The organism is Pandoraea sp. NE5 (assembly GCF_024363545.1).
In the GTDB taxonomy this organism is placed as follows: domain Bacteria; phylum Pseudomonadota; class Gammaproteobacteria; order Burkholderiales; family Burkholderiaceae; genus Pandoraea; species Pandoraea cepalis.
Genome location: NZ_AP025517.1, coordinates 1,994,563 through 2,020,918 on the forward strand (window position 1 = coordinate 1,994,563; position 26,356 = coordinate 2,020,918).

At 64.5% G+C, this 26,356-nt stretch carries 34 protein-coding genes and 1 riboswitch; of the genes, 31 read left to right on the top strand and 3 right to left on the bottom strand.

What is annotated here, in order from left to right; genetic code table 11:
* Positions 1–54: 54 nt before the first annotated feature.
* A riboswitch (TPP riboswitch) is annotated at positions 55–184 on the top strand.
* A 193-nt stretch (positions 185–377) separates the two neighbouring features.
* The 4 genes from PanNE5_RS09100 to PanNE5_RS09115 all read left to right on the top strand — a co-directional run bounded on the left by PanNE5_RS09100 (position 378) and on the right by PanNE5_RS09115 (position 3,826).
* A complete protein-coding gene (locus PanNE5_RS09100) occupies positions 378–1,508 on the top strand; it encodes an FAD-dependent oxidoreductase (protein ID WP_261939639.1) in 1,131 nt (376 codons plus the stop codon).
* 15 nt (positions 1,509–1,523) lie between these two features.
* Positions 1,524–1,721: a sulfur carrier protein ThiS gene (gene thiS / locus PanNE5_RS09105; RefSeq protein WP_017235755.1), complete on the top strand. Its 198-nt coding sequence runs from the start codon at positions 1,524–1,526 to the stop codon at positions 1,719–1,721.
* A 1-nt stretch (position 1,722) separates the two neighbouring features.
* Positions 1,723–2,568, top strand: a complete 846-nt coding sequence (locus PanNE5_RS09110) for a thiazole synthase (protein ID WP_150563307.1) — start codon at positions 1,723–1,725, stop codon at positions 2,566–2,568.
* A 64-nt stretch (positions 2,569–2,632) separates the two neighbouring features.
* Complete coding sequence (locus tag PanNE5_RS09115; protein ID WP_261939640.1) at positions 2,633–3,826, top strand: thiamine phosphate synthase; 1,194 nt, start codon at positions 2,633–2,635, stop codon at positions 3,824–3,826.
* Between the two features lie 20 nt (positions 3,827–3,846).
* Here PanNE5_RS09115 and PanNE5_RS09120 read toward each other — a convergent pair whose 3' ends face one another.
* Positions 3,847–4,431, bottom strand: coding sequence for a GNAT family N-acetyltransferase (locus PanNE5_RS09120; RefSeq protein WP_315973476.1), 585 nt, complete (start codon positions 4,429–4,431; stop codon positions 3,847–3,849).
* A gap of 269 nt (positions 4,432–4,700) precedes the next feature.
* Here PanNE5_RS09120 and PanNE5_RS09125 point away from each other — a divergent pair, with 269 nt between their 5' ends.
* The 26 genes from PanNE5_RS09125 to tatC all read left to right on the top strand — a co-directional run bounded on the left by PanNE5_RS09125 (position 4,701) and on the right by tatC (position 23,516).
* A complete protein-coding gene (locus tag PanNE5_RS09125) occupies positions 4,701–5,513 on the top strand; it encodes an ABC transporter ATP-binding protein (RefSeq protein WP_026131562.1) in 813 nt (270 codons plus the stop codon).
* A complete protein-coding gene (mlaE, locus tag PanNE5_RS09130) occupies positions 5,510–6,277 on the top strand; it encodes a lipid asymmetry maintenance ABC transporter permease subunit MlaE (protein WP_017231779.1) in 768 nt (255 codons plus the stop codon). The genes PanNE5_RS09125 and mlaE overlap by 4 nt, the downstream gene beginning before the upstream one ends.
* A gap of 49 nt (positions 6,278–6,326) precedes the next feature.
* Positions 6,327–6,881, top strand: coding sequence for an outer membrane lipid asymmetry maintenance protein MlaD (mlaD, locus tag PanNE5_RS09135; protein ID WP_017231780.1), 555 nt, complete (start codon positions 6,327–6,329; stop codon positions 6,879–6,881).
* 5 nt (positions 6,882–6,886) lie between these two features.
* A complete protein-coding gene (locus tag PanNE5_RS09140) occupies positions 6,887–7,753 on the top strand; it encodes a VacJ family lipoprotein (RefSeq protein ID WP_017231781.1) in 867 nt (288 codons plus the stop codon).
* A 188-nt stretch (positions 7,754–7,941) separates the two neighbouring features.
* The gene (locus tag PanNE5_RS09145) at positions 7,942–8,562 is read left to right on the top strand and encodes a phospholipid-binding protein MlaC (RefSeq protein WP_017231782.1); all 621 of its coding nucleotides are present in this window, start codon (positions 7,942–7,944) and stop codon (positions 8,560–8,562) included.
* A 4-nt stretch (positions 8,563–8,566) separates the two neighbouring features.
* Entirely contained in the window at positions 8,567–8,824 is a 258-nt protein-coding gene (locus tag PanNE5_RS09150) for a lipid asymmetry maintenance protein MlaB (RefSeq protein ID WP_017231783.1), read from the top strand.
* A 354-nt stretch (positions 8,825–9,178) separates the two neighbouring features.
* Entirely contained in the window at positions 9,179–10,105 is a 927-nt protein-coding gene (locus PanNE5_RS09155; RefSeq protein ID WP_261939641.1) for an ABC transporter ATP-binding protein, read from the top strand.
* Positions 10,102–10,869, top strand: coding sequence for an ABC transporter permease (locus tag PanNE5_RS09160; protein ID WP_017231785.1), 768 nt, complete (start codon positions 10,102–10,104; stop codon positions 10,867–10,869). Before PanNE5_RS09155 ends, PanNE5_RS09160 begins: the two co-directional genes overlap by 4 nt.
* A gap of 18 nt (positions 10,870–10,887) precedes the next feature.
* A complete protein-coding gene (locus PanNE5_RS09165; protein WP_017231786.1) occupies positions 10,888–11,127 on the top strand; it encodes a BolA family protein in 240 nt (79 codons plus the stop codon).
* A 59-nt stretch (positions 11,128–11,186) separates the two neighbouring features.
* Positions 11,187–12,464, top strand: a complete 1,278-nt coding sequence (gene murA / locus PanNE5_RS09170; RefSeq protein WP_232424490.1) for a UDP-N-acetylglucosamine 1-carboxyvinyltransferase — start codon at positions 11,187–11,189, stop codon at positions 12,462–12,464.
* Positions 12,461–13,141 carry an ATP phosphoribosyltransferase gene (gene hisG, locus PanNE5_RS09175; protein WP_017231788.1) on the top strand — a complete coding sequence of 227 codons (681 nt, stop codon included), beginning with the start codon at positions 12,461–12,463 and terminating at the stop codon, positions 13,139–13,141. Before murA ends, hisG begins: the two co-directional genes overlap by 4 nt.
* Complete coding sequence (gene hisD, locus PanNE5_RS09180) at positions 13,138–14,460, top strand: histidinol dehydrogenase (RefSeq protein WP_150563311.1); 1,323 nt, start codon at positions 13,138–13,140, stop codon at positions 14,458–14,460. The genes hisG and hisD overlap by 4 nt, the downstream gene beginning before the upstream one ends.
* A 148-nt stretch (positions 14,461–14,608) precedes the next feature.
* Positions 14,609–15,025, top strand: a complete 417-nt coding sequence (locus PanNE5_RS09185) for a hypothetical protein (RefSeq protein ID WP_261939642.1) — start codon at positions 14,609–14,611, stop codon at positions 15,023–15,025.
* Positions 15,026–15,074: 49 nt separating this feature from the next.
* Positions 15,075–16,139: a histidinol-phosphate transaminase gene (hisC, locus tag PanNE5_RS09190; RefSeq protein WP_017234570.1), complete on the top strand. Its 1,065-nt coding sequence runs from the start codon at positions 15,075–15,077 to the stop codon at positions 16,137–16,139.
* 27 nt (positions 16,140–16,166) lie between these two features.
* Positions 16,167–16,754 carry an imidazoleglycerol-phosphate dehydratase HisB gene (hisB, locus tag PanNE5_RS09195; RefSeq protein WP_017234571.1) on the top strand — a complete coding sequence of 196 codons (588 nt, stop codon included), beginning with the start codon at positions 16,167–16,169 and terminating at the stop codon, positions 16,752–16,754.
* A 112-nt stretch (positions 16,755–16,866) separates the two neighbouring features.
* Positions 16,867–17,493 carry a MarC family protein gene (locus PanNE5_RS09200; protein WP_017234572.1) on the top strand — a complete coding sequence of 209 codons (627 nt, stop codon included), beginning with the start codon at positions 16,867–16,869 and terminating at the stop codon, positions 17,491–17,493.
* Positions 17,490–18,128 carry an imidazole glycerol phosphate synthase subunit HisH gene (gene hisH, locus PanNE5_RS09205; protein WP_017234573.1) on the top strand — a complete coding sequence of 213 codons (639 nt, stop codon included), beginning with the start codon at positions 17,490–17,492 and terminating at the stop codon, positions 18,126–18,128. The genes PanNE5_RS09200 and hisH overlap by 4 nt, the downstream gene beginning before the upstream one ends.
* Before the next feature lie 193 nt (positions 18,129–18,321).
* A complete protein-coding gene (hisA, locus tag PanNE5_RS09210; RefSeq protein WP_017234574.1) occupies positions 18,322–19,071 on the top strand; it encodes a 1-(5-phosphoribosyl)-5-[(5-phosphoribosylamino)methylideneamino]imidazole-4-carboxamide isomerase in 750 nt (249 codons plus the stop codon).
* A gap of 38 nt (positions 19,072–19,109) precedes the next feature.
* On the top strand, positions 19,110–19,883 hold the full coding sequence (hisF, locus tag PanNE5_RS09215; RefSeq protein WP_017234575.1) for an imidazole glycerol phosphate synthase subunit HisF: 774 nt from the start codon (positions 19,110–19,112) through the stop codon (positions 19,881–19,883).
* Between the two features lie 17 nt (positions 19,884–19,900).
* Positions 19,901–20,299: a phosphoribosyl-AMP cyclohydrolase gene (hisI, locus tag PanNE5_RS09220; protein ID WP_017234576.1), complete on the top strand. Its 399-nt coding sequence runs from the start codon at positions 19,901–19,903 to the stop codon at positions 20,297–20,299.
* 5 nt (positions 20,300–20,304) lie between these two features.
* Positions 20,305–20,661 carry a phosphoribosyl-ATP diphosphatase gene (locus PanNE5_RS09225; protein WP_039830469.1) on the top strand — a complete coding sequence of 119 codons (357 nt, stop codon included), beginning with the start codon at positions 20,305–20,307 and terminating at the stop codon, positions 20,659–20,661.
* Between the two features lie 65 nt (positions 20,662–20,726).
* Positions 20,727–21,149, top strand: a complete 423-nt coding sequence (locus tag PanNE5_RS09230) for a DUF4870 family protein (RefSeq protein WP_017234578.1) — start codon at positions 20,727–20,729, stop codon at positions 21,147–21,149.
* Between the two features lie 55 nt (positions 21,150–21,204).
* On the top strand, positions 21,205–21,579 hold the full coding sequence (locus tag PanNE5_RS09235; protein ID WP_017234579.1) for a histidine triad nucleotide-binding protein: 375 nt from the start codon (positions 21,205–21,207) through the stop codon (positions 21,577–21,579).
* Positions 21,580–21,858: 279 nt separating this feature from the next.
* Positions 21,859–22,104, top strand: coding sequence for a Sec-independent protein translocase subunit TatA (gene tatA / locus PanNE5_RS09240; protein WP_017234580.1), 246 nt, complete (start codon positions 21,859–21,861; stop codon positions 22,102–22,104).
* A 12-nt stretch (positions 22,105–22,116) separates the two neighbouring features.
* The gene (tatB, locus tag PanNE5_RS09245) at positions 22,117–22,659 is read left to right on the top strand and encodes a Sec-independent protein translocase protein TatB (RefSeq protein ID WP_017234581.1); all 543 of its coding nucleotides are present in this window, start codon (positions 22,117–22,119) and stop codon (positions 22,657–22,659) included.
* A 65-nt stretch (positions 22,660–22,724) separates the two neighbouring features.
* A complete protein-coding gene (gene tatC, locus PanNE5_RS09250) occupies positions 22,725–23,516 on the top strand; it encodes a twin-arginine translocase subunit TatC (RefSeq protein WP_017234582.1) in 792 nt (263 codons plus the stop codon).
* A 227-nt stretch (positions 23,517–23,743) separates the two neighbouring features.
* Here the strand turns inward: tatC and PanNE5_RS09255 are convergent, their stop codons facing one another.
* Positions 23,744–24,988: a Do family serine endopeptidase gene (locus PanNE5_RS09255; RefSeq protein WP_017234583.1), complete on the bottom strand. Its 1,245-nt coding sequence runs from the start codon at positions 24,986–24,988 to the stop codon at positions 23,744–23,746.
* A gap of 18 nt (positions 24,989–25,006) precedes the next feature.
* Between PanNE5_RS09255 and PanNE5_RS09260 the strand changes: the two genes are divergently transcribed.
* A complete protein-coding gene (locus PanNE5_RS09260) occupies positions 25,007–25,756 on the top strand; it encodes a Nif3-like dinuclear metal center hexameric protein (RefSeq protein ID WP_261939643.1) in 750 nt (249 codons plus the stop codon).
* A gap of 45 nt (positions 25,757–25,801) precedes the next feature.
* Here the strand turns inward: PanNE5_RS09260 and mscL are convergent, their stop codons facing one another.
* Positions 25,802–26,248: a large conductance mechanosensitive channel protein MscL gene (mscL, locus tag PanNE5_RS09265; RefSeq protein ID WP_017234585.1), complete on the bottom strand. Its 447-nt coding sequence runs from the start codon at positions 26,246–26,248 to the stop codon at positions 25,802–25,804.
* Positions 26,249–26,356: the final 108 nt, after the last annotated feature.

Below are 26,356 nucleotides of genomic sequence, written 5' to 3' on the forward strand. Positions count from 1 at the left end.
AATCGCCCGATGCCCCGGCTTGCACGGGCATCGGCATCTATGTTGTAATGGCTGCGGGCGAAACAGGGGTGCTCCGTGTCGAACGCAGGTGTTGACCATGCGTAACCATACGACGCGGGGCTGAGAGAGACCCTTTGCACCCGACCCGGGTAATACCGGCGTGGGAAGTTTCCGACTACTCCAGTGGGGTAAGGTGTTCAACACCGTTTCGTCCTTTTGCTTTCATGAGGAAAGGACCCCATGCGCTGCCTTCCGCAGATTCCTGCGCTTATCCCTGCGGTTTTCGCCGCAACGACTTCCGAGATTCCGCTCGCGAGTCATCCTTTGCCTGCTTTCGAGTGCCTGCGCGCCGTCCCGGCTTGCGCGGCAGAACGCGTATGAGCGCTTCCACTTCGCGTCCCGACGTCGCCGTGCTCGGCGGCGGCCTGTCCGGGCGTCTGCTGGCGTGGCAACTGATTCGTGCCGGCGCACGCGTGGCGCTCTACGAGCGTGGCGATGCCGACGGGTCGTCGGCTGCCGGCTGGGTGGCAGCGGCCATGCTCGCGCCCTTGGCCGAAGCGGCCGTGGCCGAGCCGAGCATCGTCGAGATGGGCGCCGTCGGCCTGGAACGTTGGCCGGCATTGATCGACGGCCTGCCCGAACACGTCTTCTTCCAACGCAACGGCACGCTGGTCGTGTGGCACCAGCCCGATCGCGCCGAGGCGGTGATGTTCGACCGACGCATGCGCGTCAATGCCCCACCGGCCTTGCTGCGTGACGGTGTGCGACGCGTGTCGGGCGCGCAATTGGCCGAGGTCGAGCCGGCGCTGGCCGGACGGTTTCAGGAAGGCTGGTGGCTGCCGAACGAGGGCCAGCTCGACAACCGGCAACTGTTGCGCGCGCTGGCGGCAGGTCTTGCTAAGGCGGGGGCGGCGCTGCATTGGCATACCGAGATCGCCGAGGGCGCGTATCCGGACGCCGGTCTGGTCGTCGATTGCCGCGGGCTGGGCGCGCGTGCCGCGCTCACGCAATTGCGCGGTGTGCGGGGTGAGGTGGTGCGAATTCACGCGCCGGGCATTGGGCTGCGCCGGCCGGTGCGGTTGCTGCATCCGCGCTATCCGATCTATATCGCGCCCAAGGAAAACGATCTGTATGTGATCGGCGCGACCGAACTCGAGTCGGAAGATATGTCGCCGATGACCGTGCGCTCCGCGCTCGAACTGCTCTCGGCGGCCCATTCGCTGAACCCGGCGTTCGGCGAGGCGCGCATTGTCGAGCTGAATGTCAACTGCCGTCCGGCATTGCCCGACCATCTGCCGCGGGTGCAGTGGGACGGTGCGCGGGTGCTGCGCGTGAACGGTTTGTACCGGCACGGTTATTTGCTCGCGCCGGCGGTCACGGGAGAGGCGTGCGCGCTGGCGCAGGCATTGATGCAAGCGACGAGCGCGCGAGTGGGCCTTGGGCACGCGTTCGACTGGGAGATGTGGCGAGCCAGCCGGCCGTGGCCGGACCTGTTCCGTCGGGCATGAGAGGGGAGGGACACCATGGATATTCATATCAATCAACAGACACTGAGCGTGGCCGAGGCGGCGACGCTGGCCGAGGCGCTCGCCGCCTACGGCGCCAAGCCGCCGTTCGCCGCGGCGATCAACGGGCAGTTCGTGCCCAAGACACAATATGCCGCCCGCGCGCTCGCGCATGGCGACAAAATCGATGTAGTGCAACCGGTGGCCGGAGGCTGACATGAACGCATTCACCGAATCGGCCAACGTGGCCGCAGGCAGCGTGCGCGACGCGCTCACGCTGTATGACACGCGCTTCGGCAGTCGCTTCCTGCTCGGCACGGCGCGCTACCCGTCGCTGCAGGCGCTCAATGATTCCATCGACGCCGCCCGCCCGGGCATGGTGACGGTGGCGTTGCGCCGACAACTCTCGGGCACCGGGGCGCAGGCGTCGGAAGGCCATTTCTGGGAAACGCTGCGCCGCCTCGCGGTGCCGGTGCTGCCCAATACAGCCGGTTGCCACTCGGTGCAGGAAGCGGTGACGACGGCGCAAATGGCGCGCGAAGTCTTCGAGACCGACTGGATCAAGCTCGAACTGATTGGCGACGACTACACGCTCCAGCCCGACCCGTTCGGTCTGGTGACGGCCGCCGAACAACTGATTCGCGACGGCTTCAAGGTGCTGCCGTATTGCACGGAAGACCTGGTGCTGTGCCGTCGCTTGCTCGACGTGGGCTGTCAGGCGCTGATGCCCTGGGGTGCGCCGATCGGCACTGGCAAGGGCGTGATCAATCCGTACGGCCTGCGACTGCTGCGCGACCGTCTGCCGGATACGCCGCTTATCGTCGATGCCGGGCTCGGTCTGCCGTCGCACGCGTGTCAGGTGATGGAGTGGGGCTTCGACGGCGTGTTGCTCAACACGGCCGTGGCGCTTGCCGCCCAGCCGGTGGAGATGGCCGGCGCGTTCGCCGCCGCGATCAAGGCGGGCCGCGCGGCGTGGCTCGCCGGACCGATGGCCGAGCGCGAGAGCGCCGAAGCCAGCACGCCGGTCGTCGGGGTGCCGTTCTGGCATCAGTCGGGCGCGTGATCCCCGAGGAGACGCGCTTGAATTCCACCGCAACCTCGCACCGCCTGACCCACCGGGAAGCTTCATGACGACGCATAGCGGCGGCGCCACCCTGTCTCACGTGCAATGCCTGCCGGCTAACGCACCCCTCGCCACAGCATGGCAACAGGCCGCCGCCGGCATCCGCGCGCGCCTCGCGCCGTGGCCGGACGACCCCGCTACGCCAAGTTGGCGTGTGCACGCGCAGACGCCGGACCGCGCGGGGGCTGGGGACGTGGTCTGGTGGCCGCTCTCGCCGCAGGGCGCTCCCGGAACCGAAGCCACCGTGCAGATCGACGCATGGCGGGCGGCGCACGCCGTTGTCCTTTGCTCGCGGGCGCTGGCGGCGGGACAGGTGGAAGACACCTTGTACACGCACGACACCGTTTATCGTGTTGCGGGCGCGGACGATCCGGCCTTCTTCCCCGCGTTCGCTGCGTTCCTCGACTGCGGATTCGCCCCACACGACGCGCTCGTGCTCGCGCGCGCATGGCGCACCGACGGCAGCCACGCGCGCGCGGCCGATGCCGACACGCTCGGGGCATGGCCGACGGTGCTCGAAACCTTCCCGGTCGTGCTCGGCCAAGTGCCGTCACCCGGCCGGTTCCCGGCCTGCCCGTCACGCCTCGGTCTGTATCCGGTGCTGCCAGATGCCGGCGCTTGCGAGCGCATGGCTGATCTTCAGGTCGGCACCGTGCAGTTGCGGATCAAGGATCCCGCGGATCCGACGCTGCGCTCTGAGATCGAACGGACGGTGGCGGCCGGGCGGCGCGTGATGCACGACAGTGCCTGGTTCATCAACGACCATTGGCGCGAAGCCGCGCAAGCGGGTGCCTATGGCGTGCACCTCGGACAGGAAGATATGGCGGCGCTTTCCGCCGACGAGGTCGCGGCGCTGTTTGCGACCGGCATGCGCCTGGGCATCAGCACGCACGGCTATTACGAGATGCTGGCGGCGCATCACTTCCGGCCCAGCTATCTGGCCGTGGGGGCCGTGTTTCCGACAACCACCAAAGTGATCGCGACCGCCCCGCAGGGACTCGCGAAGTTGGCGCGGTACGTGAAGCTCATCGCGCCGCACTATCCGCTTGTCGCCATTGGCGGCATCGATGCGGACAACCTCGGGCAAGTGCTCGACACCGGGGTGACCAGCGCGGCCGTGGTGCGAGCCGTCACGCAGGCCGTCGATGTGGCGGCGGCGGTGAAGGGAATGCAGCAGGCGTTCGCGCAACGCGCGTGATGTTTGCCGCGCGCAGCCCGTTATAGCGTGCGCGTCATGAACATGGCGCCGTCGCCGTATCCGGCCAACTTCGCGGCCAACTTCGCGGCCATCTGCGGCGAGGCATCGCTCGTTGCAGCATAACCGAAGCGCGCCCAGAACCCCTGCGATTGCTGCACCGCCACGAGGGCCGACGCGCGCAATCCTGACGACCGTGCCACCGCCAGAGCCGCCGCGTAGAGTTGGCAAGCCACGCCCGCGCCGCGCGTGCGAGGGAGCAGCGCCATGTCGTGCACGTACCAGCAGTCGGCCGCGTCAGGCAGGGCCTTGAGGATGGTGTCCAGTGGCGGCGGGGCGGCCATGCGCCACGGGTGTGTCAGTAAATAGCCGACCACGGACGTATCCGTTGGGCCTGTTCCCTCCGCAACCCAACACGTTGACGGCGACAGCGCATGACGTGAGGCCAATGTCGCTTCCGACTCACGCATCGGACCGACATACGCTGCTGCCTGTACCGTCAGGACTTGGGGAATATCGCAGGATTGCATCGGACGAATCCGAAATTCGATCGTCTCCGTATCTTGCGGCAGAAGGGGATGGAAAGGCGTTTGGGGGGCGCGGGGCATCGGGGTCAACGATTTATTGCGTGAAACGGCGTATTGTAGCAACGGCGCAACACCCGACACCCCCGAGGTCTCGATAAGTCCTTGCTGGCGTTACGTTTTTTGTTCGTTGTGCCGGTCGGCGCGCGACAAGGCGAATGGACGCCGGCCCTGTAGAATGCCGCGGGGCAGCGCCAATCCTCGATTTCGTCCATCGCCGTTGGGCGGCATCAATCGGCATTCCCCCCTATAATTGGCGTTTTGCGCCGCACTATAAGACCCGAAACGTGCCTATCCCGAATCCGGAAAATTTGCTCGAATTGCGCGACGTCAGCTTTGGTTATGGCGAACGATTGGTGCTTTCCGGGTTGAATATGCGGTTCCCCCGCGGCAAAGTCGTTGGGGTGATGGGGGGGTCCGGCTGCGGCAAGACGACCGTGCTGCGCCTGATCGGCGGGCTCGTCCATGCCAGCCGCGGCACCGTCGAATTCGACGGGACGGATGTCGCATCGCTCGACCACGCTGGCTGGTACCGCCTGCGGCGTCGCATGGGCATGTTGTTCCAGTTCGGTGCGCTCTTTACCGACATGACGGTGTTCGACAACGTGGCGTTTCCGCTGCGCGAACACACCCGGCTCGACGATGCGCTCATTCGCGACCTCGTGCTGATGAAGCTCAACGCCGTGGGCCTGCGCGGCGCACGCGACATGAAGCCGGCCGAGATTTCGGGCGGCATGGCGCGACGTGTGGCACTGGCACGCACGATGGCGCTGGACCCGGACCTCATCATGTACGACGAGCCGTTCACTGGGCTCGACCCGATCTCGTTGGGTATCACCGCGAATCTGATCCGCAAGCTCAACGACGCGCTGGGCGCCACGTCCATTATTGTTTCGCATGATGTGACGGAGACCTTTGCCATCGCCGACTACATCTATTTCATTAGCGAAGGGCGCATCGGTGCCGAGGGGACGCCGGAGGCGCTGCGAGCCTCGAATGACCCGACGGTGCGCCAGTTCATCGATGCGCAACCGGACGGGCCCGTAAAATTTCAGTATCCCGCGCCGTCGCTTGCGGACGATTTTGGGATGGGAGCGCGTGCATGATCACGACCCTCGGTAGTTTTGTTCGCGGTCACGTAGAGCGCCTGGGGTACGGTGCGCGAATGTTTTGGCGCGTGCTCGCGTCGAGCGGGGCGATGCTGCGCCGGCCGCGTCTGGTGACCGACCAGATTCATTTCGTCGGCAACTATTCGTTCGTCATTATTGCGGTCTCGGGCTTGTTCGTCGGCTTCGTGCTGGGCCTGCAAGGCTATTACACGCTTAACCGGTACGGCTCGGAACAGGCGCTGGGTCTGCTTGTGGCGCTGTCACTGGTGCGTGAGTTGGGGCCGGTGGTCACCGCACTGCTGTTCGCGGGACGCGCTGGAACCTCGCTCACCGCCGAAATCGGTTTGATGAAGGCAGGGGAGCAATTGACCGCCATGGAGATGATGGCGATCGATCCGATCGCGCGCGTGGTGGCCCCCCGCTTCTGGGCAGGCGTGATCGCCATGCCGATTCTCGCGGCCATCTTCTCGGCGGTGGGTGTGTTTGGCGGTTACCTGGTCGGCGTGAAGTTGATCGGCGTGGACCCCGGCGCGTTCTGGTCGCAGATGCAAGGCGGCGTAGACGTGTGGTCGGACGTCGCCAACGGCGTCATCAAAAGCGTAGTGTTCGGGATTGCCGTCACCTTTATCGCCCTGTACCAGGGATTCGAGGCGCAGCCGACGCCAGAGGGCGTGTCGCGTGCGACCACCCGTACGGTGGTGCAGGCGTCCCTCGCGGTACTCGGTCTCGACTTCCTGCTCACGGCCCTGATGTTCAGCTAACGGGCCTGCGTGCCCGCCAAGACATAGATAGATTGCGCACACTGACACAATGAAAAAACACCCCCTCGACTTCTGGGTTGGCCTGTTCGTCGTTCTCGGCTTCGCAGCGCTGCTGTTCCTCGCGCTCAAGGTGGGCAACATGAGTTCGCTGTCGTTCTCGAGTTCGTATCCGGTGACGGTGCGCTTCGACAACATCGGCGGCCTCAAGCCGCGGGCGCCTGTCAAGAGCGCGGGCGTCGTGGTCGGACGCGTGGCGTCGATCAACTTCGACGACAAGCGGTACGTGGCCGACGTGACGCTCAACATCGATTCGCAATATCACTTCCCGAAGGACTCGTCGGCGAAGATCCTGACGTCGGGGCTGCTCGGCGAGCAATACATCGGGCTCGAGGCGGGCGGCGACGATCAAATGCTCAAGGCCGGTGATACGATCACGCTCACGCAATCCGCAATCGTGCTGGAAAATCTGATCGGCCAGTTCCTGTACAACAAGGCGGCAGATGCCGGGGGCGCCCAACCGGGCGGGGCATCGACCGCACCGGCATCGACCGCACCCGCTGCTTTGCCGGCGTCAGGGGCGGCCACGGCAACCCAAGGAAAATAAAAAAGATGACCCGCTTCCGTACTTCGGCAGTGCTGGCCGCCGGCGCGATGGCGCTGGCAGGGTGCGCGACTGTCACGAATCCGAGTCCCGCCGACCCCATCGAAGGGTTCAACCGTTCGATGTACACGTTCAATGACACGCTCGACAAGACGGTCATGACGCCCGTGGCCAAGGGCTACCGCTTCGCCGTGCCGCAACCGGCGCGCGACATGGTCACGAACTTCTTCTCGAACGTGGGCGATGTGTACAACTTCGCCAACAACCTGCTGCAACTGGAAGTCACGGCTGCCGTGCAGGATCTGATGCGCCTGACGATCAACACTTTCCTCGGTGTGGGCGGTCTGGTCGACTTCGCCACGCCGGCCGGCTTGCCCAAGCACAGCCAGGACTTCGGTGTGACGCTCGGCAAGTGGGGCCTGCCCGACGGCCCGTACCTCGTGCTGCCGGTGCTCGGCCCGAGCACGGTGCGCGACAGCGTCGGCATGGCTGGCAACATGTTCATCGACCCGACGTCGTATATCAATCCGACTTGGGTCAGCTACTCGATCTTCGGCGTTCGCATCGTGAATACGCGAGCGAACCTGCTCGACGCATCGAACCTTCTCGAAGCCGCCGCCCTCGATCCATACTCGTTCACGCGCGATGCTTATCTCGCACGACGCAAGTATTTGATCAATGGCGGGGCCGCGGGCAACGCGGCGTTGCCGAATTACGAAGAGGAAGACGGCGCCGGCGGCACGAACGCGCAGCCGATGCCTGCCTCAGGCGTTCAAGCCGAACCTGCCTCGGGCGTGAAAGCCGAACCGGACGCGCCGCAAGGTTCGCCCGTACCGGGCAAGATCGTGCCGGGCGGATTGCCGTTCCGCCGGTGATCGGCGCGAGTCGCCTGCCGCCAGGCATCGATGCCTCCTGATGACAGGGCGCCCCGCCTTACGGGGCGCCGTTGGCAGGCCTGTCGGGCAACAGTTTGTTACACGACACTGCCGGTATTTCGCGAACTCCAGACACAACACGGGTATCCAATCCCGCAACACCTGTCACTCGAAAGAGGAAGTCCACAATGAAGAAGTTTTGGCTCATTCCCGTCATGGCTTTGATGACGTACACCGCCGCCGGCGCCGCCGTGGCCCAGGCGCAAGCGCCTGACGTTCTGGTCAAGCAGACCGTGAACGAAGTGATGGCCGCCGCCAAGTCCGATCCGAACATCCAGAAGGGTGATCTGAACAGCATCACCAAGCTGGTCGAGCAGAAGATCTTGCCGCACGCCGACTTCGCGAAGACGACGCAGTTGGCGACTGGCGCCGCATGGCGCACCGCCACGCCGCAGCAACGGCAGCAGCTGACCGAGCAGTTCAAGACGCTGCTGCTGCGTACGTACGCGGGCGCCATCGCGCAGATTCGCGACCAGCAGGTCAACTACAAGCCGTTCCGTGGTCAGCCGGGCGACACCGACGCCGTGGTCTATACCGATGTCCTCAACAACGGTCAGCAGATCGAGCTCGACTATCGTCTGTACAAGTCGGCCAGCGGCGAATGGAAACTGTATGACCTGAACGTGCTGGGCGCCTGGCTCATCCAGACGTACCGCAATCAGTTTGCCGAGCAGGTGAACAAGTCGGGCGTCGACGGTCTGATTCAGTTCCTGACCCAGCGCAACCAGCAACTGGCCGGCGGCAAGTAAGCGCATGCTCGCGTTGCAGACCGATCTCACGCACGACACCGCCGGCGACGTCCTCGCGCAGGCCATCGATCGCATCGACGCGGGCGAGACCCAGATCGATTGCGCCGGGCTGAAGCAGTTCGATTCGTCGGCGCTCGCCGTGTTGCTGGCCCTGCGCCGCCACGCGGTTCGGCGTGGTGCGACGTTGGCGTTCACTAACCTGCCAGCGGGGCTGGCCAGCCTTGCGCTGGTGTACGGCGTCGACCAGTTGCTCTCGATCTGATTCGCCTGGCCGGATCGCCGTCCCGCAGGAAAGCGCCGTCTCGCAACGGCGCTTTTTTTATGGGCAATGCGGTGATGCCGGCCGAGCGCGACGCATACCCGGCCCGAAGGGCCTTGCGGGCGTCGCGCCCGTGATCGACGTTTCCCTTGGGGGGGCACTGGACAGGGCGTGAGCACGGCCGCCACCGGCTTCCTTTATAATCAGGGGTTTTCTGCCGACTTTTGGGCAGTTACCCTCATCCGGGCACCCACGCCGCCGATATGGCCGCTGCCGCGATCCCAGCGGTTGCGCCCACGCGCGGGCGTGGCCGGAGAATCTATATGGCGCGCTCGCCAATGCGGGTGCGTGCAGTCCATGGCCGCCATCGAAATCCGTAACGTCAAGAAACGCTATCAGGCACTGCAGGCGCTCAAAGGCGTCAGCTTTTCGATCGAAGAAGGGGAATTCTTCGGTCTGCTCGGTCCCAACGGTGCCGGCAAAACCACGCTGATCAGTATTCTCGCCGGCCTCGCGCGCGCGGATGCGGGCAGCGTCAGTGTGCTCGGCCACGACGTGGTGCGCGACTACCGCAATGCCCGCCGCAAGCTCGGCGTGGTGCCGCAGGAACTCGTCTTCGATCCGTTCTTCTCCGTTCGCGAAACGCTGCGTATCCAGTCCGGCTACTTCGGTCTGACGCGCAACGACGACTGGATCGACGAAGTCATGGCGAACCTCGACCTGACCGACAAGGCCGACGCGAACATGCGCCAGCTCTCGGGCGGCATGAAGCGGCGCGTGCTCGTTGCGCAGGCGCTCGTGCATCGCCCGCCGGTGATCGTGCTCGACGAGCCGACCGCCGGGGTCGACGTCGAACTGCGCCAGACGCTCTGGAAATTCATCTCGCGCCTGAACCGCGAAGGCCACACCATCGTGCTGACTACGCACTATCTCGAAGAAGCGGAAGCGCTGTGCGACCGCATTGCCATGCTCAAGCGCGGCGAAGTCGTGGCGCTCGAGCGCACCGCCTCGTTGCTGCAGCGTTTCGCGGGCACGCGTCTCGTGCTGCGCTTCAAGCACGGCACGCTGCCCGACGCACTACGTCCGTTGCTGGTCGACCCGCAAAATACGAGTGGACCTCAGTTCGCGCTGCGTCTGGCGGGCTGCGACGAAGTCGAATCGATTCTCGCCACCTGCCGGGCGGCGGGCTGCATCGTTGAGGACATCGACATCCAGAAGGCCGATCTCGAGGATGTGTTCGTGCAGATCATGTCCGGTTTGCGCGCGCAGGAGGTGGCAGCATGATCGGGGCATGGGTCGGATTCCGCACGCTGTTCTACAAGGAAGTGTTGCGTTTCTGGAAGGTCAGCTTCCAGACCGTGGCCGCGCCGGTGCTCACCGCGCTGCTGTACCTGATGATCTTCGGCCACGTGCTCGAAGACCGCGTGAAGGTCTATGACCAGATCACGTACACATCTTTCCTCGTGCCGGGCCTGGTGATGATGAGCGTGTTGCAGAACGCGTTCGCAAACAGCTCGTCGTCGCTGATCCAGTCCAAGATCACGGGCAACCTCGTGTTCGTGCTGTTGCCGCCGCTGTCGCATTGGGAGATGTACGGCGCGTACGTGCTCGCCGCGGTCGTGCGTGGGTTGTGCGTGGGCGCAGGCGTCTTCGCGGTGACGGTCACGTTCACGCATCTAACGTTCGCCGCGCCGCTGTGGATCATCGGCTTCGCGTTCCTTGGGGCGGCGATTCTCGGCACGTTGGGTCTGATCGCGGGCATTTGGGCGGAGAAGTTCGACCAGCTCGCGGCGTTCCAGAACTTCCTGATCATGCCGGCAACGTTCCTGGCGGGCGTGTTTTACTCGATTCACTCGCTGCCGCCGCTGTGGCAGGCTGTCTCGCACTTCAACCCGTTCTTCTACATGATCGACGGGTTCCGTTACGGCTTCTTCGGTGTGTCCGACGTTGCCCCGCAGACCAGCCTTGCCGTTGTGGGTGCGACTTTTCTGATACTCGCAACCGTCGCGCTGACTTTGCTGCGCCGTGGTTATAAATTGCGTCACTGAACTTCTCTAGGATCGGCCATGCTGCCTACCCCCGAACAAATCAAACAGTACATCGAAGCCGGTCTGGCTTGCGAGCACGTGGCCGTCGAAGGCGATGGTCAGCACTTCTACGCGACCATCGTGAGCGAGCAGTTCGACGGCAAGCGTCTCATCGCCCGCCATCAACTCGTGTACGCCGCGCTGGGCGATCGCATGAAGGCGGAAATTCACGCGTTGTCCATGAAGACCCTCACGCCTGCGGAGTATCGGGCGCAATGAGGATTACGCAAGAAAGCGCCGGCGTCGCCGGCAACGGCGAGACCGCCACCGGCGAGCGCATGGCCGCGGACCACCTGGTGATCGAGGGCGGCGAGCGGCTGGCGGGAGAGATTACCGTATCGGGCGCCAAGAACGCGGCGCTGCCGATCCTGTGTGCGTGCCTGCTGACGGCCGAGCCGGTGGTGCTCGGCAACGTGCCCGATCTGCACGACGTGCGCACCATGCTGACGCTGCTCGCACGCATGGGCGTGAAGGTCGAGCGTCACGGCGAATCAGTGACGCTCGATGCGTCGCAGATCACCGAGCCGGCGGCCCCCTATGAGCTCGTAAAGACCATGCGCGCGTCGATTCTCGTGCTCGGCCCTCTGCTGGCGCGTTGCGGCGAGGCGCGCGTGTCGCTGCCCGGCGGGTGTGCGATCGGAGCGCGACCTGTCGATCAGCACATCAAGGGCCTGCAGAAGATGGGCGCCGAAATCACGCTGACGCACGGCGACATCGTCGCCAAAGCAACGCGTCTGCGTGGTGAGACGCTCGTGACCGACATGATCACCGTCACGGGCACCGAAAACCTGCTCATGGCGGCCACGCTGGCCGACGGCGTTACGGTGCTGGCCAATGCCGCCCGCGAACCCGAAGTGACGGACCTGGCCGAGCTGCTCGTGAAGATGGGTGCGAAGATCGACGGCATCGGCACTGATCGTCTGGTCGTGACGGGCGTGCCGCGCCTGTCCGGCGCGACACACGATGTTGTGCCCGATCGGATCGAAGCCGGCACGTTCCTGTGCGCGGCGGTGGCGACGCGTGGCGATATCACGCTGCATCGCGTTGTGCCGGGTACCCTCGACGCGGTGATCGAGAAGTTGCGCGAAACCGGCGCGAACGTGACGGCCGGCGCGGATTGGCTGCGCGTGACGATGGATCGGCGCGCGCGGGCGGTCAGTTTCCGAACGTCGGAATATCCGGCGTTCCCGACCGATATGCAGGCCCAGTTCATGGCGTTGAATTGCGTTGCCGAAGGGGCATCGCAGGTCGTCGAAACGATCTTCGAGAACCGGTTCATGCACGTGCAGGAGTTGACGCGTCTGGGCGCGAACATCGGCATCGACGGCAACACGGCGCGGATTTCCGGCGTGAATCGCCTGTCGGGTGCGCATGTGATGGCGACCGACCTGCGCGCTTCCGCCAGCCTGATCGTCGCGGGTCTGACGGCCGAGGGCCGCACGCTCGTCGACCGTATTCACCACCTCGATCGCGGCTATCATCGCATCGAGGCCAAGTTGTGCGCCGTGGGTGCGCAAATCCGGCGCGTCGAAGCGCGCCAGGGAGACATTGCATGAATTCCGCCAAGCCCGCCCAGCCGCTTGCTCAACCGCTGACGCTGGCGCTCTCGAAAGGGCGTATCTTTACGGAGACGCTGCCGTTGCTGGCGGCCGCCGGTATCGAAGTCACGGAAGACCCCGAGACCTCCCGCAAGCTGATTCTGCCGACGACGGATCCGAACCTGCAGGTCATCATCGTGCGCGCGACCGACGTGCCGACCTATGTGCAATATGGTGCCGCCGACTTCGGCGTGGCCGGCAAGGACGTGCTCATCGAACACGGCGGCGGCGGTCTGTATCAGCCAATCGATTTGAACATTGCGCGTTGCCGCATGTCTGTTGCTGTACCGAAGGGCTTCGATTACGCGAATGCCGTACGTCAAGGGGCACGTTTGCGCGTGGCGACCAAGTACGTGCAAACGGCGCGCGAGCACTTCGCGGCCAAGGGCGTGCACGTCGACCTGATCAAGCTGTACGGCTCGATGGAGCTGGGCCCGCTCGTGGGTCTGGCCGACGCGATTGTCGATCTGGTGAGCACCGGCGGCACGCTGCGGGCCAACAATCTGGTGGAAGTGGAAGAGATCATGGAGATCTCCTCCCGCCTCGTGATCAATCAGGCTGCACTCAAGTTGAAGCGCGAGTCGTTGCAGCCTATTCTGGATGCCTTCGAGCGGGCGTCCCGGCAAACAGCATGAAACTCGATATTCGCAAACTCGATTCCTCCGCCGAAGGCTTCGCGGCGCAGCTTCGCGATGTCCTGGCGTTCGAGGCGAGCGAAGACGCCGCCATCGATCGTGCGGCGGCCGACATTCTCGCCGACGTGAAGGCGCGCGGCGATGTGGCCGTCATCGAATACACCAACAAGTTCGACCGCTTGAGCGCGACGGACATGACGGCGCTGGAGCTGCCCGCCGAAGCGCTGGCGGCTGCGCTCGAGAGCCTTGAGCCGAAGCGTCGCGCGGCGCTCGAGGCCGCAGCGGCCCGCGTGCGCGCCTATCACGAGAAGCAGCGCATCGAGTGCGGCAGTCATAGCTGGCAATACACCGAGCCGGACGGCACGATGCTGGGCCAGAAGGTCACGCCGCTCGATCGGGTGGGCATCTATGTGCCGGGCGGCAAGGCGGCTTATCCGTCGTCGGTGCTGATGAACGCCATTCCGGCGCGTGTGGCGGGGGTGAAAGAGATCGTCATGGTGGTGCCCACGCCGGATGGCGTGCAGAACCCACTGGTGCTCGCCGCCGCGCAAATCGCCGGGGTGGACCGCGTGTTCACCATCGGCGGCGCACAGGCGGTCGCCGCGCTGGCCTATGGCACCGCCACGGTGCCGGCCGTCGACAAGATCGTCGGCCCGGGCAACGCGTTCGTGGCTGCCGCCAAGCGCCGCGTGTTCGGCACGGTCGGGATCGACATGATTGCCGGGCCGTCAGAGATTCTTGTCATTTGCGACGGCACGACCGATCCCGACTGGGTCGCGATGGACTTGTTCTCGCAGGCGGAACACGACGAACTCGCGCAGTCGATCCTGTTGTGCCCGGACGCCGCGTATCTCGCGCGCGTGCACGCTTCGCTGGAGCGCCAGATCGACGAGATGCCGCGCCGCGAAGTGATTGCCGCCTCGTTGCGAGGCCGCGGCGCGCTGATCAAGGTGCGCGACATGGCCGAAGCGTGCGAGATCGTCAACGTGATCGCGCCGGAGCACCTCGAAATCTCCACCGAAACCCCGCAGCAGTGGGGCGACAAGATTCGCCACGCCGGCGCGATCTTCCTCGGCAAGTTCACGAGCGAGAGCCTGGGCGATTACTGCGCCGGTCCCAACCATGTGCTGCCGACGTCGCGCACGGCGCGGTTCTCGTCGCCGCTGGGCGTGTACGACTTCATCAAGCGTTCGAGCCTGATCGAAGTGAGCGAGGGTGGTGCCCGCATGCTTGGCGAGATCGCCGCGGAATTGGCTTACGGCGAAGGCCTGCAGGCGCACGCGCGCAGCGCCGAATACCGTCTGCATCGCGAGTCCTGAGATGCGCGACGACGCCCTGCGGCCCGCGTATTGTCCAACGACGTCGGCCACCGCTCGGCGTCGGCCCCGTGCCATCGCGCTGTCCCCGGGGTCGTTGTCGTGGCCGCTGCCGGCCCGCCTCGCGCGCGCTGTGCGCAGAGTGGCTGTCGTGTGCGCCCTCGCGGCTGCCAGCAGTCCCTCGGCCTACGCCGCCGGTCAGTATTGCCAGCACGCCACCTTCGAAGGCACGTCGGTCGAGCGTATGACCGTGTGCGTGAGCCGTCAGGCGTTCGACAACGATATTTACGTGTTGCGACTCGGCGGCAAGACTGCGCTGCGCGGCACGGACGACGAAGTGGCCCACGGCGTGTTCGGCCGCGTTGGCAACCGCCTGGTCGCCATGCGTTGCGAGGCGGATGCCGCGCACGCGCGCGTGAGCCCGGCGGTGGCGCAGGCGCTGTCCTGGCAGACCGGCGTGCGGCTGCAGCGCATTACCGATGCGCTCGGCAGTGTGGAAACCGGTCGACGCTGCGTCGTCAAAATCGACGGCGCCGACGCCGGACGGCTGACGTTCGCCTTCAACTGATCCTTTATCAATGATTCCGCGCGATGTCGCGCAACCCGCCTCTACTGCCATGTCCGTCGACTCAGTGATCCGCTCCGATGTGCTCGCCATGAGTTCCTACGCCGTGCCTGACGCGAGCGGTTTCCTCAAGCTCGACGCGATGGAGAATCCGTATGGCCTGCCGCCGGCGTTGCGCAGTGCGCTGGGGCAGCGACTGGCCGACGTGGCGCTCAATCGTTACCCGGCACCGCGTCCGCATGTGCTGCTCGAGACGCTCGCCCGCACGATGGGCGTGCCGGCCGGGGCCAAGCTGCTGCTGGGCAACGGCTCGGACGAGATCATCAGCATGATCGCGATGGCCACCGCTCGGCCGGGGGCCACGGTGATTGCGCCGATGCCGGGCTTCGTCATGTACGAGATGTCGGCGCGCTTGGCGGGCATCGAGTTCGTCGGTGTGCCGCTGCGCGCCGATTTTTCGCTCGACATGCCGGCCATGCTGGGCGCCATTGCGGCGCATCCGGGCGCGGTCGTATACCTTGCCTATCCGAACAATCCGACGGGCAATCTGTTCGCCGACGACGACATCGAGACGCTGGTGCGTGCCGCCAGCCGCGGCCTCGTGGTGATCGACGAGGCGTACCAGCCGTTTGCCGGGAAGACGTGGATGCCGCGTCTGCCGGAGTTCCCTCAACTGCTGGTCATGCGCACCGTCTCGAAGCTCGGGCTGGCGGGCATCCGGCTGGGCTACGTGGCGGGCAGCGCACAATGGCTCGACCAGATCGACAAGGTGCGTCCGCCCTATAACATCAATGTGCTCACGCAGGCATGCGCCGAATTCATGCTCGATCACCTTGGCGTGCTCGACGCCCAGGCGGCCGAATTGCGCGCCGAACGCACGCGGCTGGCCGCCGCCGTGGCGGCGCTGCCCGGGGTGAGTGTGTTCCCGAGCGATGCGAATTTCCTGCTCGTTCGCGTGCCGGATGCCGACAAAACCCACGCGGGTCTGCTCGCACACAAGGTGTTGATCAAAAACGTGGGTAAAATGCACGTATTGCTGGCCAATTGCCTGAGATTGACGGTCGGCACCCCCACGGAGAATGCGGCAATGGTGAAAGCCCTGGCCGCATCACTCTAACAAGCCATACGACGAGAACTCACCACCATGCGCATTGCGGAAGTCGTTCGCGATACCAGCGAAACGCAAATACGCGTCAAGATCGACCTGGACGGCACTGGCCGCAAGGCCCTCGATACCGGCGTGCCGTTCCTGGACCACATGCTCGACCAGATCGCGCGCCATGGCCTTATCGACATGGATGTCGAAGCCCGCGGCGATACCTTCATCGACGATCACCACACGGTGGAAGACGTCGGCATCACGCTGGGCATGGCGGTGGCCAAGGCGATCGGCGATCGTAAGGGCATCGTGCGCTACGGCCACAGCTACGTGCCGCTCGATGAAGCGCTGTCGCGCGTCGTGATCGATTTCTCGGGTCGTCCCGGTCTCGAATTCCATGTGCCGTTCACGCGGGCGCGTGTCGGCAATTTCGACGTGGATCTGACCATCGAGTTTTTCCGTGGCTTCGTCAATCATGCGGGCGTCACGCTGCATATCGACAATCTGCGCGGCATCAACGCCCACCACCAGTGCGAAACGGTGTTCAAGGCGTTCGGTCGCGCGCTGCGCATGGCGGTCGAGATCGATCCGCGCGCAGCGGGTGTCGTGCCGTCCACGAAGGGAAGCCTGTAACGCGAGACGGGTCGGCGCAGCCGGCCCGGTAGCCCGATAGCCCGCCGGCCCGCAAGGCCGGCGCCCCTGCGACGATTCACCGACCGGCCGGCCGCCGGCGCCGCGTGCCCCTATGACGCTCGACGCCTTCAAGTTCTTCATCTCGCTGCTGGCCCTGATCAATCCGCTCGGGGCGATCCCGCTTTTCATCAGCTTGACGTCCTCGCAGACGCGCGAGGAGAAGCGCCGTACGATCAATGTCGCGGCGATTGCGGTCGCCCTGGTGGTCGCGGGCTCGGGGTTGTTCGGTGAAGCCATCATCCGCTTCTTCGGTATTTCGATCGCATCGCTTGAAGTGGGCGGCGGCGTCATCATGTTGCTCATGGCGGTGAACATGATCAACGCACAGACCGGGAACACGCGCTCGACGGCGGAAGAGCGCGACGAAGCGGAGGAGCGGCCGAACATCGCCGTGGTGCCGCTCGCGATTCCGCTGCTCACCGGCCCGGGCACGATCAGTACCGTGATCATCTACTCGGGGCGTGCGCACGGCTGGGCCCAGATTCTGATGCTCCTGGCGATCGGCGTGGGCCTGGGCGCGGTGTGCTGGGTGGCACTGAGCAGCGCCGGGCGCCTCGAAGGCTGGCTCGGGCGTACGGGCATCAATATCGGCACGCGTCTGATGGGGTTGATCCTCTCGGCGCTGGCCGTGGAATTCATTATCGATGGTTTGAAAATACTGCTGCCGGGTTTGAGATGAATAAGATTGCGATTGTCGACTACGGAATGGGCAACCTGCGCTCGGTCTATCAGGCGCTGCGTGCCGCCGCGCCGGAGGCCGATGTGAGCATCAGCAGCGACGCCGCCGAGATTCGCGCCGCCGACCGGGTGGTGCTGCCGGGGCAAGGCGCGATGCGCGACTGCATGGGCTGCCTGAACGAGTCGGGCCTGCGCGACGCGGTCGTCGAGGCCGCCGCGACCAAGCCGATGTTCGGCGTGTGCGTGGGCGAGCAGATGCTGTTCGACATGTCCGACGAGGGCAACACGCCCGCGCTCGGCCTGCTGCCGGGCCGCGTGGTGCGCTTCGACCTCGAGGGCCAGTTGCAGGACGACGGCTCGCGCTTCAAGGTGCCGCAGATGGGTTGGAACCGCGTGCGTGAGACGCGGCCTCACCCGATCTGGGCGGGCGTGCCCGACGACAGCTATTTTTACTTCGTGCACAGCTACTACGTTGTGCCCGCAAGGCCCGAGTTGACCGTCGGCGAGACCGTCTACGGGGTGCCCTTTACCTGTGCGGTGGCCCAAGATAATATCTTTGCCACCCAGTTCCACCCGGAAAAGAGCGCTCAGGCGGGCCTTACCCTTTATCGCAATTTTGCGCAGTGGAAGCCTTGAGCGTGACCCGTCTCGCGTATTCGCGCCCGGATGTCACTCGGAGCATGCCCTGCGTCACGGCTTATACTGTGTGTCATGTTGATGAATCCGATCCCGACGTGCCGATGCCCGGCAAGGCAGGGGTCGGTTTTGTATTGTCCGCGTAATTTGCGAATTTCTTTTACCTCCCTCTAGCGACGTTTCACGATTGCCTATGCTGCTCATTCCGGCCATCGACCTTAAAGACGGTCAGTGTGTTCGCCTCAAACAAGGCGACATGGATCAAGCCACCGTATTCTCGGAGGACCCCGCGGCCATGGCTCGACATTGGGTCGAGCAAGGCGCTCGCCGCCTCCATCTGGTGGACTTGAACGGCGCATTCGTCGGCAAGCCGCGCAACGAAGCGGCCATTCGCGCCATCATTCAGGAAGTCGGGGCCGATATCCCCGTGCAACTGGGCGGCGGCATTCGCGACCTGGCCACCATCGAGCGCTATCTCGACGACGGTTTGTCGTACGTCATCATCGGGACGGCGGCGGTGAAGAATCCCGGGTTCCTCCGGGACGCATGCACCGCATTCGGCGGGCACATCATCGTTGGTCTCGACGCCAAGGATGGCAAGGTCGCCACCGACGGCTGGAGCAAGCTCACCGGCCACGAAGTCGTGGATCTGGCGCGCAAGTTCGAGGACTACGGCGTCGAATCGATCATCTACACCGATATCGGCCGCGACGGCATGCTCCAGGGCATCAATATCGACGCGACCGTGCGCCTCGCGCAGGCCGTGACCGTGCCGGTGATTGCCAGCGGCGGCCTGTCGAACCTGGGCGATATCGACGCGCTGTGCCAGGTTGAGCGGGAAGGCGTCGAAGGCGTCATCTGCGGCCGCGCGATCTACTCGGGCGACTTGAATTTCTCGGCGGCGCAAACGCGTGCGGACGAGCTTTCCGGAGGAGCGGCATAAGCGAGACCACGGCTGCGGCCGCCTCGCCTGCCAACATCATGGCTCTCGCTAAACGCATCATCCCGTGTCTGGACGTAACGGCCGGCCGCGTGGTCAAGGGTGTCAATTTCGTCGAACTTCGCGACGCGGGCGACCCCGTCGAGATCGCCCGCCGCTATGACGAGCAGGGCGCCGACGAATTGACGTTCCTCGACATCACGGCGACCTCCGACGGGCGCGACCTCATTCTGCCGATCATCGAGGCGGTGGCCGCGCAAGTATTCATTCCGCTGACCGTGGGCGGTGGCGTGCGCGAAGTGGCCGACGTGCGCCGCCTGCTCAACGCCGGTGCCGACAAGGTCAGCATGAACTCGTCGGCCGTGGCCAATCCGCAGTTGGTGGCCGACGCGGCCGCCAAGTACGGCGCGCAGTGCATCGTCGTGGCGATCGACGCCAAGCGCGTCTCCGCCGACGGCGAAACGCCGCGCTGGGAGGTCTTCACGCACGGTGGTCGCAAAGCCACGGGCCTCGACGCCGTGGCCTGGGCCAAGCGGATCGAGGCCTTGGGCGCGGGCGAAATCCTGCTCACCAGCATGGACCGCGACGGCACCAAGAGCGGCTTCGACCTCGCGCTCACGCGCGCAGTGTCCGATGCCGTGAGCATCCCGGTGATCGCCTCGGGCGGCGTGGGGTCGCTGGCCGATCTGGCCAACGGCGTGACTGAAGGCCATGCGGATGCCGTGCTCGCAGCGAGTATCTTCCACTACGGCGAGCACACGGTCGGTGAAGCGAAGCGCTTCATGGCCGACAAGGGCATTTCGGTGCGGCTCTGAACGGAATTCCACGGATCATGACGCAAGATTGGCTGGACAAGGTAGCTTGGGACGCGCAGGGCCTCGTGCCCGTGATTGCGCAGGAACTCGGCAGCAACGATGTGCTGATGTTCGCGTGGATGAACCGCGAGGCGCTCGCGCGTACGGTCGAGACCGGCGAGGCTGTCTATTATTCGCGCTCGCGCAAGCGTCTGTGGCACAAGGGCGAGGAGTCGGGCCACGTGCAGAAGGTGCATGAGATTCGTCTCGATTGCGACGAAGACGTGGTGCTGATCAAGGTCGAGCAGATCGATGGCATTGCCTGCCACACCGGTCGCCATTCCTGTTTCTTCCAGAAGTTCGAGGGCAGCGTCGAGGATGGCCATTGGGCATCCGTCGAACCGGTGCTCAAGGACCCGCACAAGATCTACAAGTGAGCACCATGAACGATACGCTGGAGCGTGTGGCCGAGGTCATCGCCTCGCGCAAGGGAGCCGACCCCGACAAGTCGTACGTTGCCCGTCTGTTCCACAAGGGTGACGACGCCATCTGCAAGAAGATCGGCGAGGAAGCCACCGAAGTGGTGCTCGCGGCGAAGGACATTCGCATTGGCGGGGCCGACAACCTGCGCCAGAAGCTCGTCAACGAGACGGCCGACCTGTGGTTTCATTGCATGGTACTGCTCGCGCATCACGACCTGAGCCCGAACGAAGTGCTCGCCGAACTGGCGCGCCGCGAAGGGTTGTCGGGGCTCGTCGAAAAGGCGCAGCGCGGCGTCCGTGGCGAACACGCGGACTGATTTCCTTTGGCCACGATGGCCGTGATCATCGATATGCCGCGCTGGCTCACGCGAGGAGACGCTTCATGAACGATTCGCAGCCCCCGGGCGCGACCGGATCGCCCGGCAGCCCCGGCAATCCTTACCTCGCGACACCCCCGAATGCGCCGAGCGCCGAGCAGGAGCGCGCGTTGCGCAAGCTCACGCACGTGCTTTATGCGCTCTATGCGCTGTTCTGGCTCACGGGCGGCGTGACCGCCATCGTCGCGATCATCATCAACTACATCAAGCGCGATGACGCCGCCGGCACGCTCTACGCCTCGCATTTCACGTGGCAGATCCGCACGTTCTGGTGGTCGGTGGTCTGGGGGGTACTCGGCGTGGCGCTTGCCATCGTGATGGTCGGCTTCGCGATTCTCTGGGTGCTGGGCATTTGGGCGCTGTATCGGATCGTCAAGGGCTGGCTCTACCTGAACGACAACAAGCCCATGTACGCCGCGCGCGCCTGAACGATACCGAGCGGCACCTAAGCTCCCTACAAGCATTCGAGAGGAAGACACACGCATGACGCACGACAACTGTATCTTCTGCAAGATTATTGCCGGGCAGATCCCGAGCGCGCAGGTCCATGCCGACGACGATGTCGTGGTGTTCAAAGACATCAATCCGGCGGCCGACCTGCACCTGCTCATGGTGCCGCGCAAGCACATCGCCACATTGCAGGACTGCCAGCCGGAAGATCAGGCGCTGTTGGGCAAGATGATGCTGCTCGCGCCGAAGCTGGCCGCCGAGCAAGGCTATCGTTTCGACGGCGATGCGTCGAACATCGAAGGCAACGGATTCCGCGTTGTGATGAACACCGGACCGGGTGGCGGCCAGGAGGTTTATCATCTTCATATGCACATTCTGGCCGGACCGCGGCCGTGGAAGCGCATGTGAGTGTCGCCGGCGGCATGACGCGACGCGTTGCCGCATAGTGCTGTCGGAGCGTGCAAGTGTTCCGCATCGACGACGGTTTCACGAAACATTTATTTCTACCCGGTGTCCGACCCGGTTACGATGCAGGACGTGCCGCGCAATGTGCCACAATGGGGCACGTTGCTGCGGGCACGGCGGCAAACATGGAGCGCTTGTTCCTGGCTGTCACGCCGGGGCAACCGTGCACGACAAGATCCCGTCGCGACGCGGCAGGGGTGGGGAAACGCAAGGAGAGTGGTCATGGGTTCGTTGAGTATTTGGCACTGGCTGATCGTGCTGGTGATCGTGATGATGGTTTTCGGTACCAAGAAGTTGCGCAACATCGGCACCGATCTGGGAGGCGCCGTCAAGGGGTTCAAGGACGGCATGAAGGAGGGCGAAGGTGCCCCGGCCGCCAAGGATGACCCGGCGACTGCCAAGGAACTGCGCGACTCGACCACGATCGACGTGCAGGCCAAGGACACGAGCGATCGCAAGCAAGGCTAAGCCGGCGTCGACATGATCGATCTCGGTCTTTCCAAACTGATGTTGATCGGCGTTGTTGCGCTGGTCGTAATCGGGCCCGAGCGCTTGCCTAAAGTGGCGCGCACGGCGGGCGCGCTCTTTGGCCGCGCACAGCGCTATATCAACGATGTGAAGGCTGAGGTGAGCCGCGAAATGGAACTCGACGAGTTGCGCAATATGCGCACGCAGTTCGAGGACGCGGCCCGCAGCGCACAGAACACCATTCAGAAGCAACTGCACGAGCAGGAGGCGTCGCTCAACGACGCCTGGGCGAGTGCCACGGGCACGTCGTCCGGCGAGATCGCCGGCGGCGGTACGGATGCGGCGACCGGGTATTCCGACAGCTACCTTTCCGAACCCGTCGTGACGTCCGGTATCCGCGCGTCGACCAAGCGCCGCAACTGGCGCGTACGCCGGACTGCTACGCCGATCTGGTTCAAGCAGGCCAGCGCCACGCGCACGCAGGTGCAGTCGGGGGCGGCGCGTGTGGCGCGTCACACACCGGCCAAGTTGCGCCGGCCCGTCAAGTTCTTCTGAGGCGCTTGCGCACCGAACTTCCCGCCATCTGGCACTGTGCCGGCTTCATTCCTGGATAAGTCGACGTGAGCGACGACAAGCAAATCCCCGACGGGGGCTCCGAAGAGACCTTCATCTCGCATCTGATCGAGCTGCGCAATCGCATCATTCGCGCGGGCGCGGCGGTGATCGTGGCGTTCCTCTCGCTGGTCTACTGGGCACCGGACATCTTCCGCCTGCTCTCTCGCCCGCTGATGCAATCGCTGCCCGCGGGCGGCAAGATGATCGTCACCGATATTACCGGCTCGTTCTTCGTGCCGATGAAGGTCACGATGATGGTGGCGTTCGTCATTGCGCTGCCCGTGGTGTTGTACCAGGCCTGGGCGTTCGTGGCGCCAGGGTTGTATCAGCACGAGAAGAAGCTGGTGATGCCGTTGGTCGTGAGCAGCTACACGCTGTTCCTGCTGGGCATGTCGTTCGCCTACTTCCTGGTGTTCCCGACCGTGTTCCACTTCATGGCGCATTACAACGCGCCATTGGGTGCGGAGATGAACACCGATATCGACAATTACCTGAGTTTTGTGCTCACGATGTTCCTATGCTTCGGGGTGACCTTCGAAGTGCCGGTGGTCGTCGTGGTGCTCGCGCGCATGGGCGTGGTGAGCATCGAGAAGCTCAAGCAGATTCGGCCGTACGTGGTGGTGGGTGCCTTTGTGCTGGCTGCCGTCGTGACGCCGCCGGACATGCTCTCGCAACTGATGTTGGCGATCCCGCTCTGTATCCTTTATGAGTTGGGCTTGATCGCGGCGCGGCTGTTCGTCAAACAGGGCCATCGGCAAGACGAAGGCAGCGAGGGGAACGGCGAAGCGACGCCGTAACCTTGGCGTGGCTTGCCGCGGCACAGTCGGCTCGCGACATCGATAATGCAGATACAGAAAAGCACGGGTCTCATGGCCCGTGCTTTTTTTGTAGGCGATCGCCGCAGGCGAGGGCCGAAGATGCACGAGGGCAGGCGTGACAATGGGCGAAGCCCGTCGCGGCGACGCAAATGAAAACGGCCGCGCCCAGGCGCAGCCGTTGTGTCCTTCCGGGCGGTCCGATGCCCTCAGTCGGCGCTGTTCCCGTCGGTGCCATCGCCGCCGTCGGTACCGTCTCCACCGTCCGCACCGTCCTGCGCCGGTCGCTTGGGCGGCGGCGGGCGCTTGCCGATCGTCACGGTAAGATCCATCGCTTTCTTCTTGCGCGTGACGTTCAGCTTGGCCTGCGTGCCCGGCTTGATCTGGGCGATGACGTTGAGCAGTTCGGTGGTGTCGCGAATCGATGCGTCGTTCACCTTTGTCAGGATGTCGCCCGGCTGGACGCCGGCCTTGTCGGCGGGGCCACCCTGCACGACGCCGGCGATGATGACGCCCGAATCCTGCTGCAGGCCAAACGACTCGGCGATATCCGAGGTGATGTCCTGCGGCTCGACCCCGACCCAGCCGCGCGTGACTGAACCGGTGGTGATGATGCTCTCGAGCACCGAGCGCGCCGTCGACACGGGAATCGCGAAGCCGATGCCCATGTTGCCGCCGCTACGCGAGTAGATCGCCGTGTTGATGCCGAGCAGGTTGCCGTTGACGTCGACCAGCGCGCCGCCCGAATTGCCGGGGTTGATGGCGGCGTCCGTCTGGATGAAGTTCTCGAACGTGCTGATATCGAGGTGATTGCGCCCCAGCGCGCTGATGATGCCCATCGTAACCGTCTGGCCGACGCCGAACGGGTTGCCGATGGCGAGGACCACGTCACCCACGCGCACCTGTTCCATGCGGCCCAGCGTGATGGCGGGGAGGTTGTCGAGCGTGATCTTGAGCACCGCGAGGTCGGTTTCGGGGTCGCTGCCGACCAGCTTGGCGCGGGCCTTGCGGCCGTCGGCAAGGGCGACTTCGATCTCGTCGGCCCCGTCCACCACGTGATGATTCGTGAGAATATAGCCTTCGCTGCTCACAATCACGCCCGAGCCGAGGCTCGAGACCGGGTCTTGCCGCATTGTGCCGCCGCCGTCGCCAAAGAAATACCGGAACAACGGATCATCGAGGCGCGGATCGCGATTCTGCTTTTGTTCCTTGCTGGAAAAAATGCTGACGACCGCAGGCATCGCCTTTTGTGCGCCATCGGCGTACGAGCCGGTCGACGGCTTCTCGGACAGACTCGGCGCGACTTCCTGCAGGGCGATGATGGGATTGGCCAGTTGCTTGCCGAACGAACCCTGGCGTTGCAGCCACTGAGGCTTGAGGGTGGCGACGATGAAGAGCAACGCAAGCAGCACGGTGACCGCTTGCGCGAACAGTAGCCAGAAGCGTCTGAGCATGAAAGAGCGAGACCTTATATGAATCGTGTTGAACTCGAATTGTATCTGAACGATACCCTGCAAATCGCGCAATTTCGCGATTACTGCCCGAATGGCCTACAGGTCGAAGGGCGCGGCGAGATTCAGAAAATCGCCAGCGGCGTGACCGCCAGCCTGGCTTTTCTCGAAGCCGCCCGCGACTGGGGCGCCGATGCCGTCCTCGTTCACCATGGTTACTTCTGGAAGAGCGAAGATGCCCGAATTACCGGGATGAAGCGACGTCGTTTGGGGGTGTTGATCGGTCACGACATCAACCTGTTCGCCTACCACCTGCCCCTCGATGCCCATCCCGAACTGGGCAACAACGCGCAACTCGGCAAGTCGCTGGGCTTCTCCGACGACGGCGGCCGTTTTGGCCCGGATCAGCTTGGATGGCTTGGCGCACCCGCCGCGCCGACGACATTGGCGGCGCTTGCGGCCCACGTTGAAGCAAGGCTGGGGCGCGCGCCGCTGTTGTTGGGCGACCCGAATCGCGAGGTGCGCCGTGTTGCGTGGTGCACCGGCGGCGCGCAGGGCTTCTTCGAGGCTGCCATCGGGGCGGGCGCGGATGTGTATATCAGCGGCGAAGTCTCCGAGCCTACCCAGCATCTCGCGCTCGAGAGCGGCGTGGGTTATCTGGCGGCGGGCCATCATGCGACCGAGCGTGGCGGCGCGAAGGCCATTGGCGAGCATGTCGCAGCCCGGTTCGGGCTCACGCATCGATTCTTCGATATGCCGAACCCGGCTTGACCTGAGGCGCCTTTCGGGGGCGGCACGAGGCCGCCCTGCGCAGCTTTACCCGTTCTGCTTCTTGAGGCTGTCGCGGATTTCGCGCAGCAGAACGATGTCTTCCGGCGTGGGCGCGGGGGCTGCCGGGGCTTCCGCCTCCGGACGCTTGAGCCGGTTGATCTGCTTGACCATCAGGAAAATGATCACGGCCAGGATCAGGAAGTTCAGGGCGACGGTGATGAAGTTGCCGTAACCGAAGACGGCCACACCGGCTTTGGTCAGATCGGCGTAGGACGTCGGGTTGCCCTTGAAGTCGGGCGGGATGGTGCCAAGCAGAATGAACTTGCTCGAGAAATCTAGGCCACCGAAGATTGCACCCACGATCGGCATGATCAAGTCTTTGACGACCGAATCAACGATCTTGCCGAAGGCCCCGCCGATGATCACGCCGACGGCCAGATCGATCACATTGCCCTTGACGGCAAATTCCTTGAATTCCGACATGAAGCTCATGCCATTTCTCCCTGTTATGTTGCGTGACCCGGAGGAGCATCGCGCTACACCGGGACTCATGAACTGGCATTGATTGACCGGTAATTCCGTGCGGGCCGCACGGCTGCG

Bases quoted from the DNA above. Each gene is read 5' to 3' on its own strand.
- mlaE (WP_017231779.1), top strand. From the start codon at position 5,510: ATGATCACGACCCTCGGTAGTTTTGTTCGCGGTCACGTAGAGCGCCTG.
- hisA (WP_017234574.1), top strand. From the start codon at position 18,322: ATGCTGCTCATTCCGGCCATCGACCTTAAAGACGGTCAGTGTGTTCGC.
- PanNE5_RS09110 (WP_150563307.1), top strand. From the start codon at position 1,723: ATGAACGCATTCACCGAATCGGCCAACGTGGCCGCAGGCAGCGTGCGC.
- PanNE5_RS09165 (WP_017231786.1), top strand. From the start codon at position 10,888: ATGCTGCCTACCCCCGAACAAATCAAACAGTACATCGAAGCCGGTCTG.
- PanNE5_RS09155 (WP_261939641.1), top strand. From the start codon at position 9,179: ATGGCCGCCATCGAAATCCGTAACGTCAAGAAACGCTATCAGGCACTG.
- PanNE5_RS09145 (WP_017231782.1), top strand. From the start codon at position 7,942: ATGAAGAAGTTTTGGCTCATTCCCGTCATGGCTTTGATGACGTACACC.
- mlaD (WP_017231780.1), top strand. From the start codon at position 6,327: ATGAAAAAACACCCCCTCGACTTCTGGGTTGGCCTGTTCGTCGTTCTC.
- tatA (WP_017234580.1), top strand. From the start codon at position 21,859: ATGGGTTCGTTGAGTATTTGGCACTGGCTGATCGTGCTGGTGATCGTG.
- hisC (WP_017234570.1), top strand. From the start codon at position 15,075: ATGTCCGTCGACTCAGTGATCCGCTCCGATGTGCTCGCCATGAGTTCC.
- hisI (WP_017234576.1), top strand. From the start codon at position 19,901: ATGACGCAAGATTGGCTGGACAAGGTAGCTTGGGACGCGCAGGGCCTC.
- PanNE5_RS09260 (WP_261939643.1), top strand. From the start codon at position 25,007: ATGAATCGTGTTGAACTCGAATTGTATCTGAACGATACCCTGCAAATC.
- hisD (WP_150563311.1), top strand. From the start codon at position 13,138: ATGAAACTCGATATTCGCAAACTCGATTCCTCCGCCGAAGGCTTCGCG.
- PanNE5_RS09230 (WP_017234578.1), top strand. From the start codon at position 20,727: ATGAACGATTCGCAGCCCCCGGGCGCGACCGGATCGCCCGGCAGCCCC.
- hisG (WP_017231788.1), top strand. From the start codon at position 12,461: ATGAATTCCGCCAAGCCCGCCCAGCCGCTTGCTCAACCGCTGACGCTG.
- PanNE5_RS09115 (WP_261939640.1), top strand. From the start codon at position 2,633: ATGACGACGCATAGCGGCGGCGCCACCCTGTCTCACGTGCAATGCCTG.
- hisB (WP_017234571.1), top strand. From the start codon at position 16,167: ATGCGCATTGCGGAAGTCGTTCGCGATACCAGCGAAACGCAAATACGC.
- PanNE5_RS09255 (WP_017234583.1), bottom strand. From the start codon at position 24,988: ATGCTCAGACGCTTCTGGCTACTGTTCGCGCAAGCGGTCACCGTGCTG.
- PanNE5_RS09140 (WP_017231781.1), top strand. From the start codon at position 6,887: ATGACCCGCTTCCGTACTTCGGCAGTGCTGGCCGCCGGCGCGATGGCG.
- PanNE5_RS09120 (WP_315973476.1), bottom strand. From the start codon at position 4,431: ATGCCCCGCGCCCCCCAAACGCCTTTCCATCCCCTTCTGCCGCAAGAT.
- thiS (WP_017235755.1), top strand. From the start codon at position 1,524: ATGGATATTCATATCAATCAACAGACACTGAGCGTGGCCGAGGCGGCG.
- murA (WP_232424490.1), top strand. From the start codon at position 11,187: ATGGCCGCGGACCACCTGGTGATCGAGGGCGGCGAGCGGCTGGCGGGA.
- PanNE5_RS09160 (WP_017231785.1), top strand. From the start codon at position 10,102: ATGATCGGGGCATGGGTCGGATTCCGCACGCTGTTCTACAAGGAAGTG.
- tatB (WP_017234581.1), top strand. From the start codon at position 22,117: ATGATCGATCTCGGTCTTTCCAAACTGATGTTGATCGGCGTTGTTGCG.
- PanNE5_RS09235 (WP_017234579.1), top strand. From the start codon at position 21,205: ATGACGCACGACAACTGTATCTTCTGCAAGATTATTGCCGGGCAGATC.
- PanNE5_RS09200 (WP_017234572.1), top strand. From the start codon at position 16,867: ATGACGCTCGACGCCTTCAAGTTCTTCATCTCGCTGCTGGCCCTGATC.
- PanNE5_RS09225 (WP_039830469.1), top strand. From the start codon at position 20,305: ATGAACGATACGCTGGAGCGTGTGGCCGAGGTCATCGCCTCGCGCAAG.
- hisF (WP_017234575.1), top strand. From the start codon at position 19,110: ATGGCTCTCGCTAAACGCATCATCCCGTGTCTGGACGTAACGGCCGGC.
- PanNE5_RS09150 (WP_017231783.1), top strand. From the start codon at position 8,567: ATGCTCGCGTTGCAGACCGATCTCACGCACGACACCGCCGGCGACGTC.
- mscL (WP_017234585.1), bottom strand. From the start codon at position 26,248: ATGAGCTTCATGTCGGAATTCAAGGAATTTGCCGTCAAGGGCAATGTG.
- hisH (WP_017234573.1), top strand. From the start codon at position 17,490: ATGAATAAGATTGCGATTGTCGACTACGGAATGGGCAACCTGCGCTCG.
- PanNE5_RS09100 (WP_261939639.1), top strand. From the start codon at position 378: ATGAGCGCTTCCACTTCGCGTCCCGACGTCGCCGTGCTCGGCGGCGGC.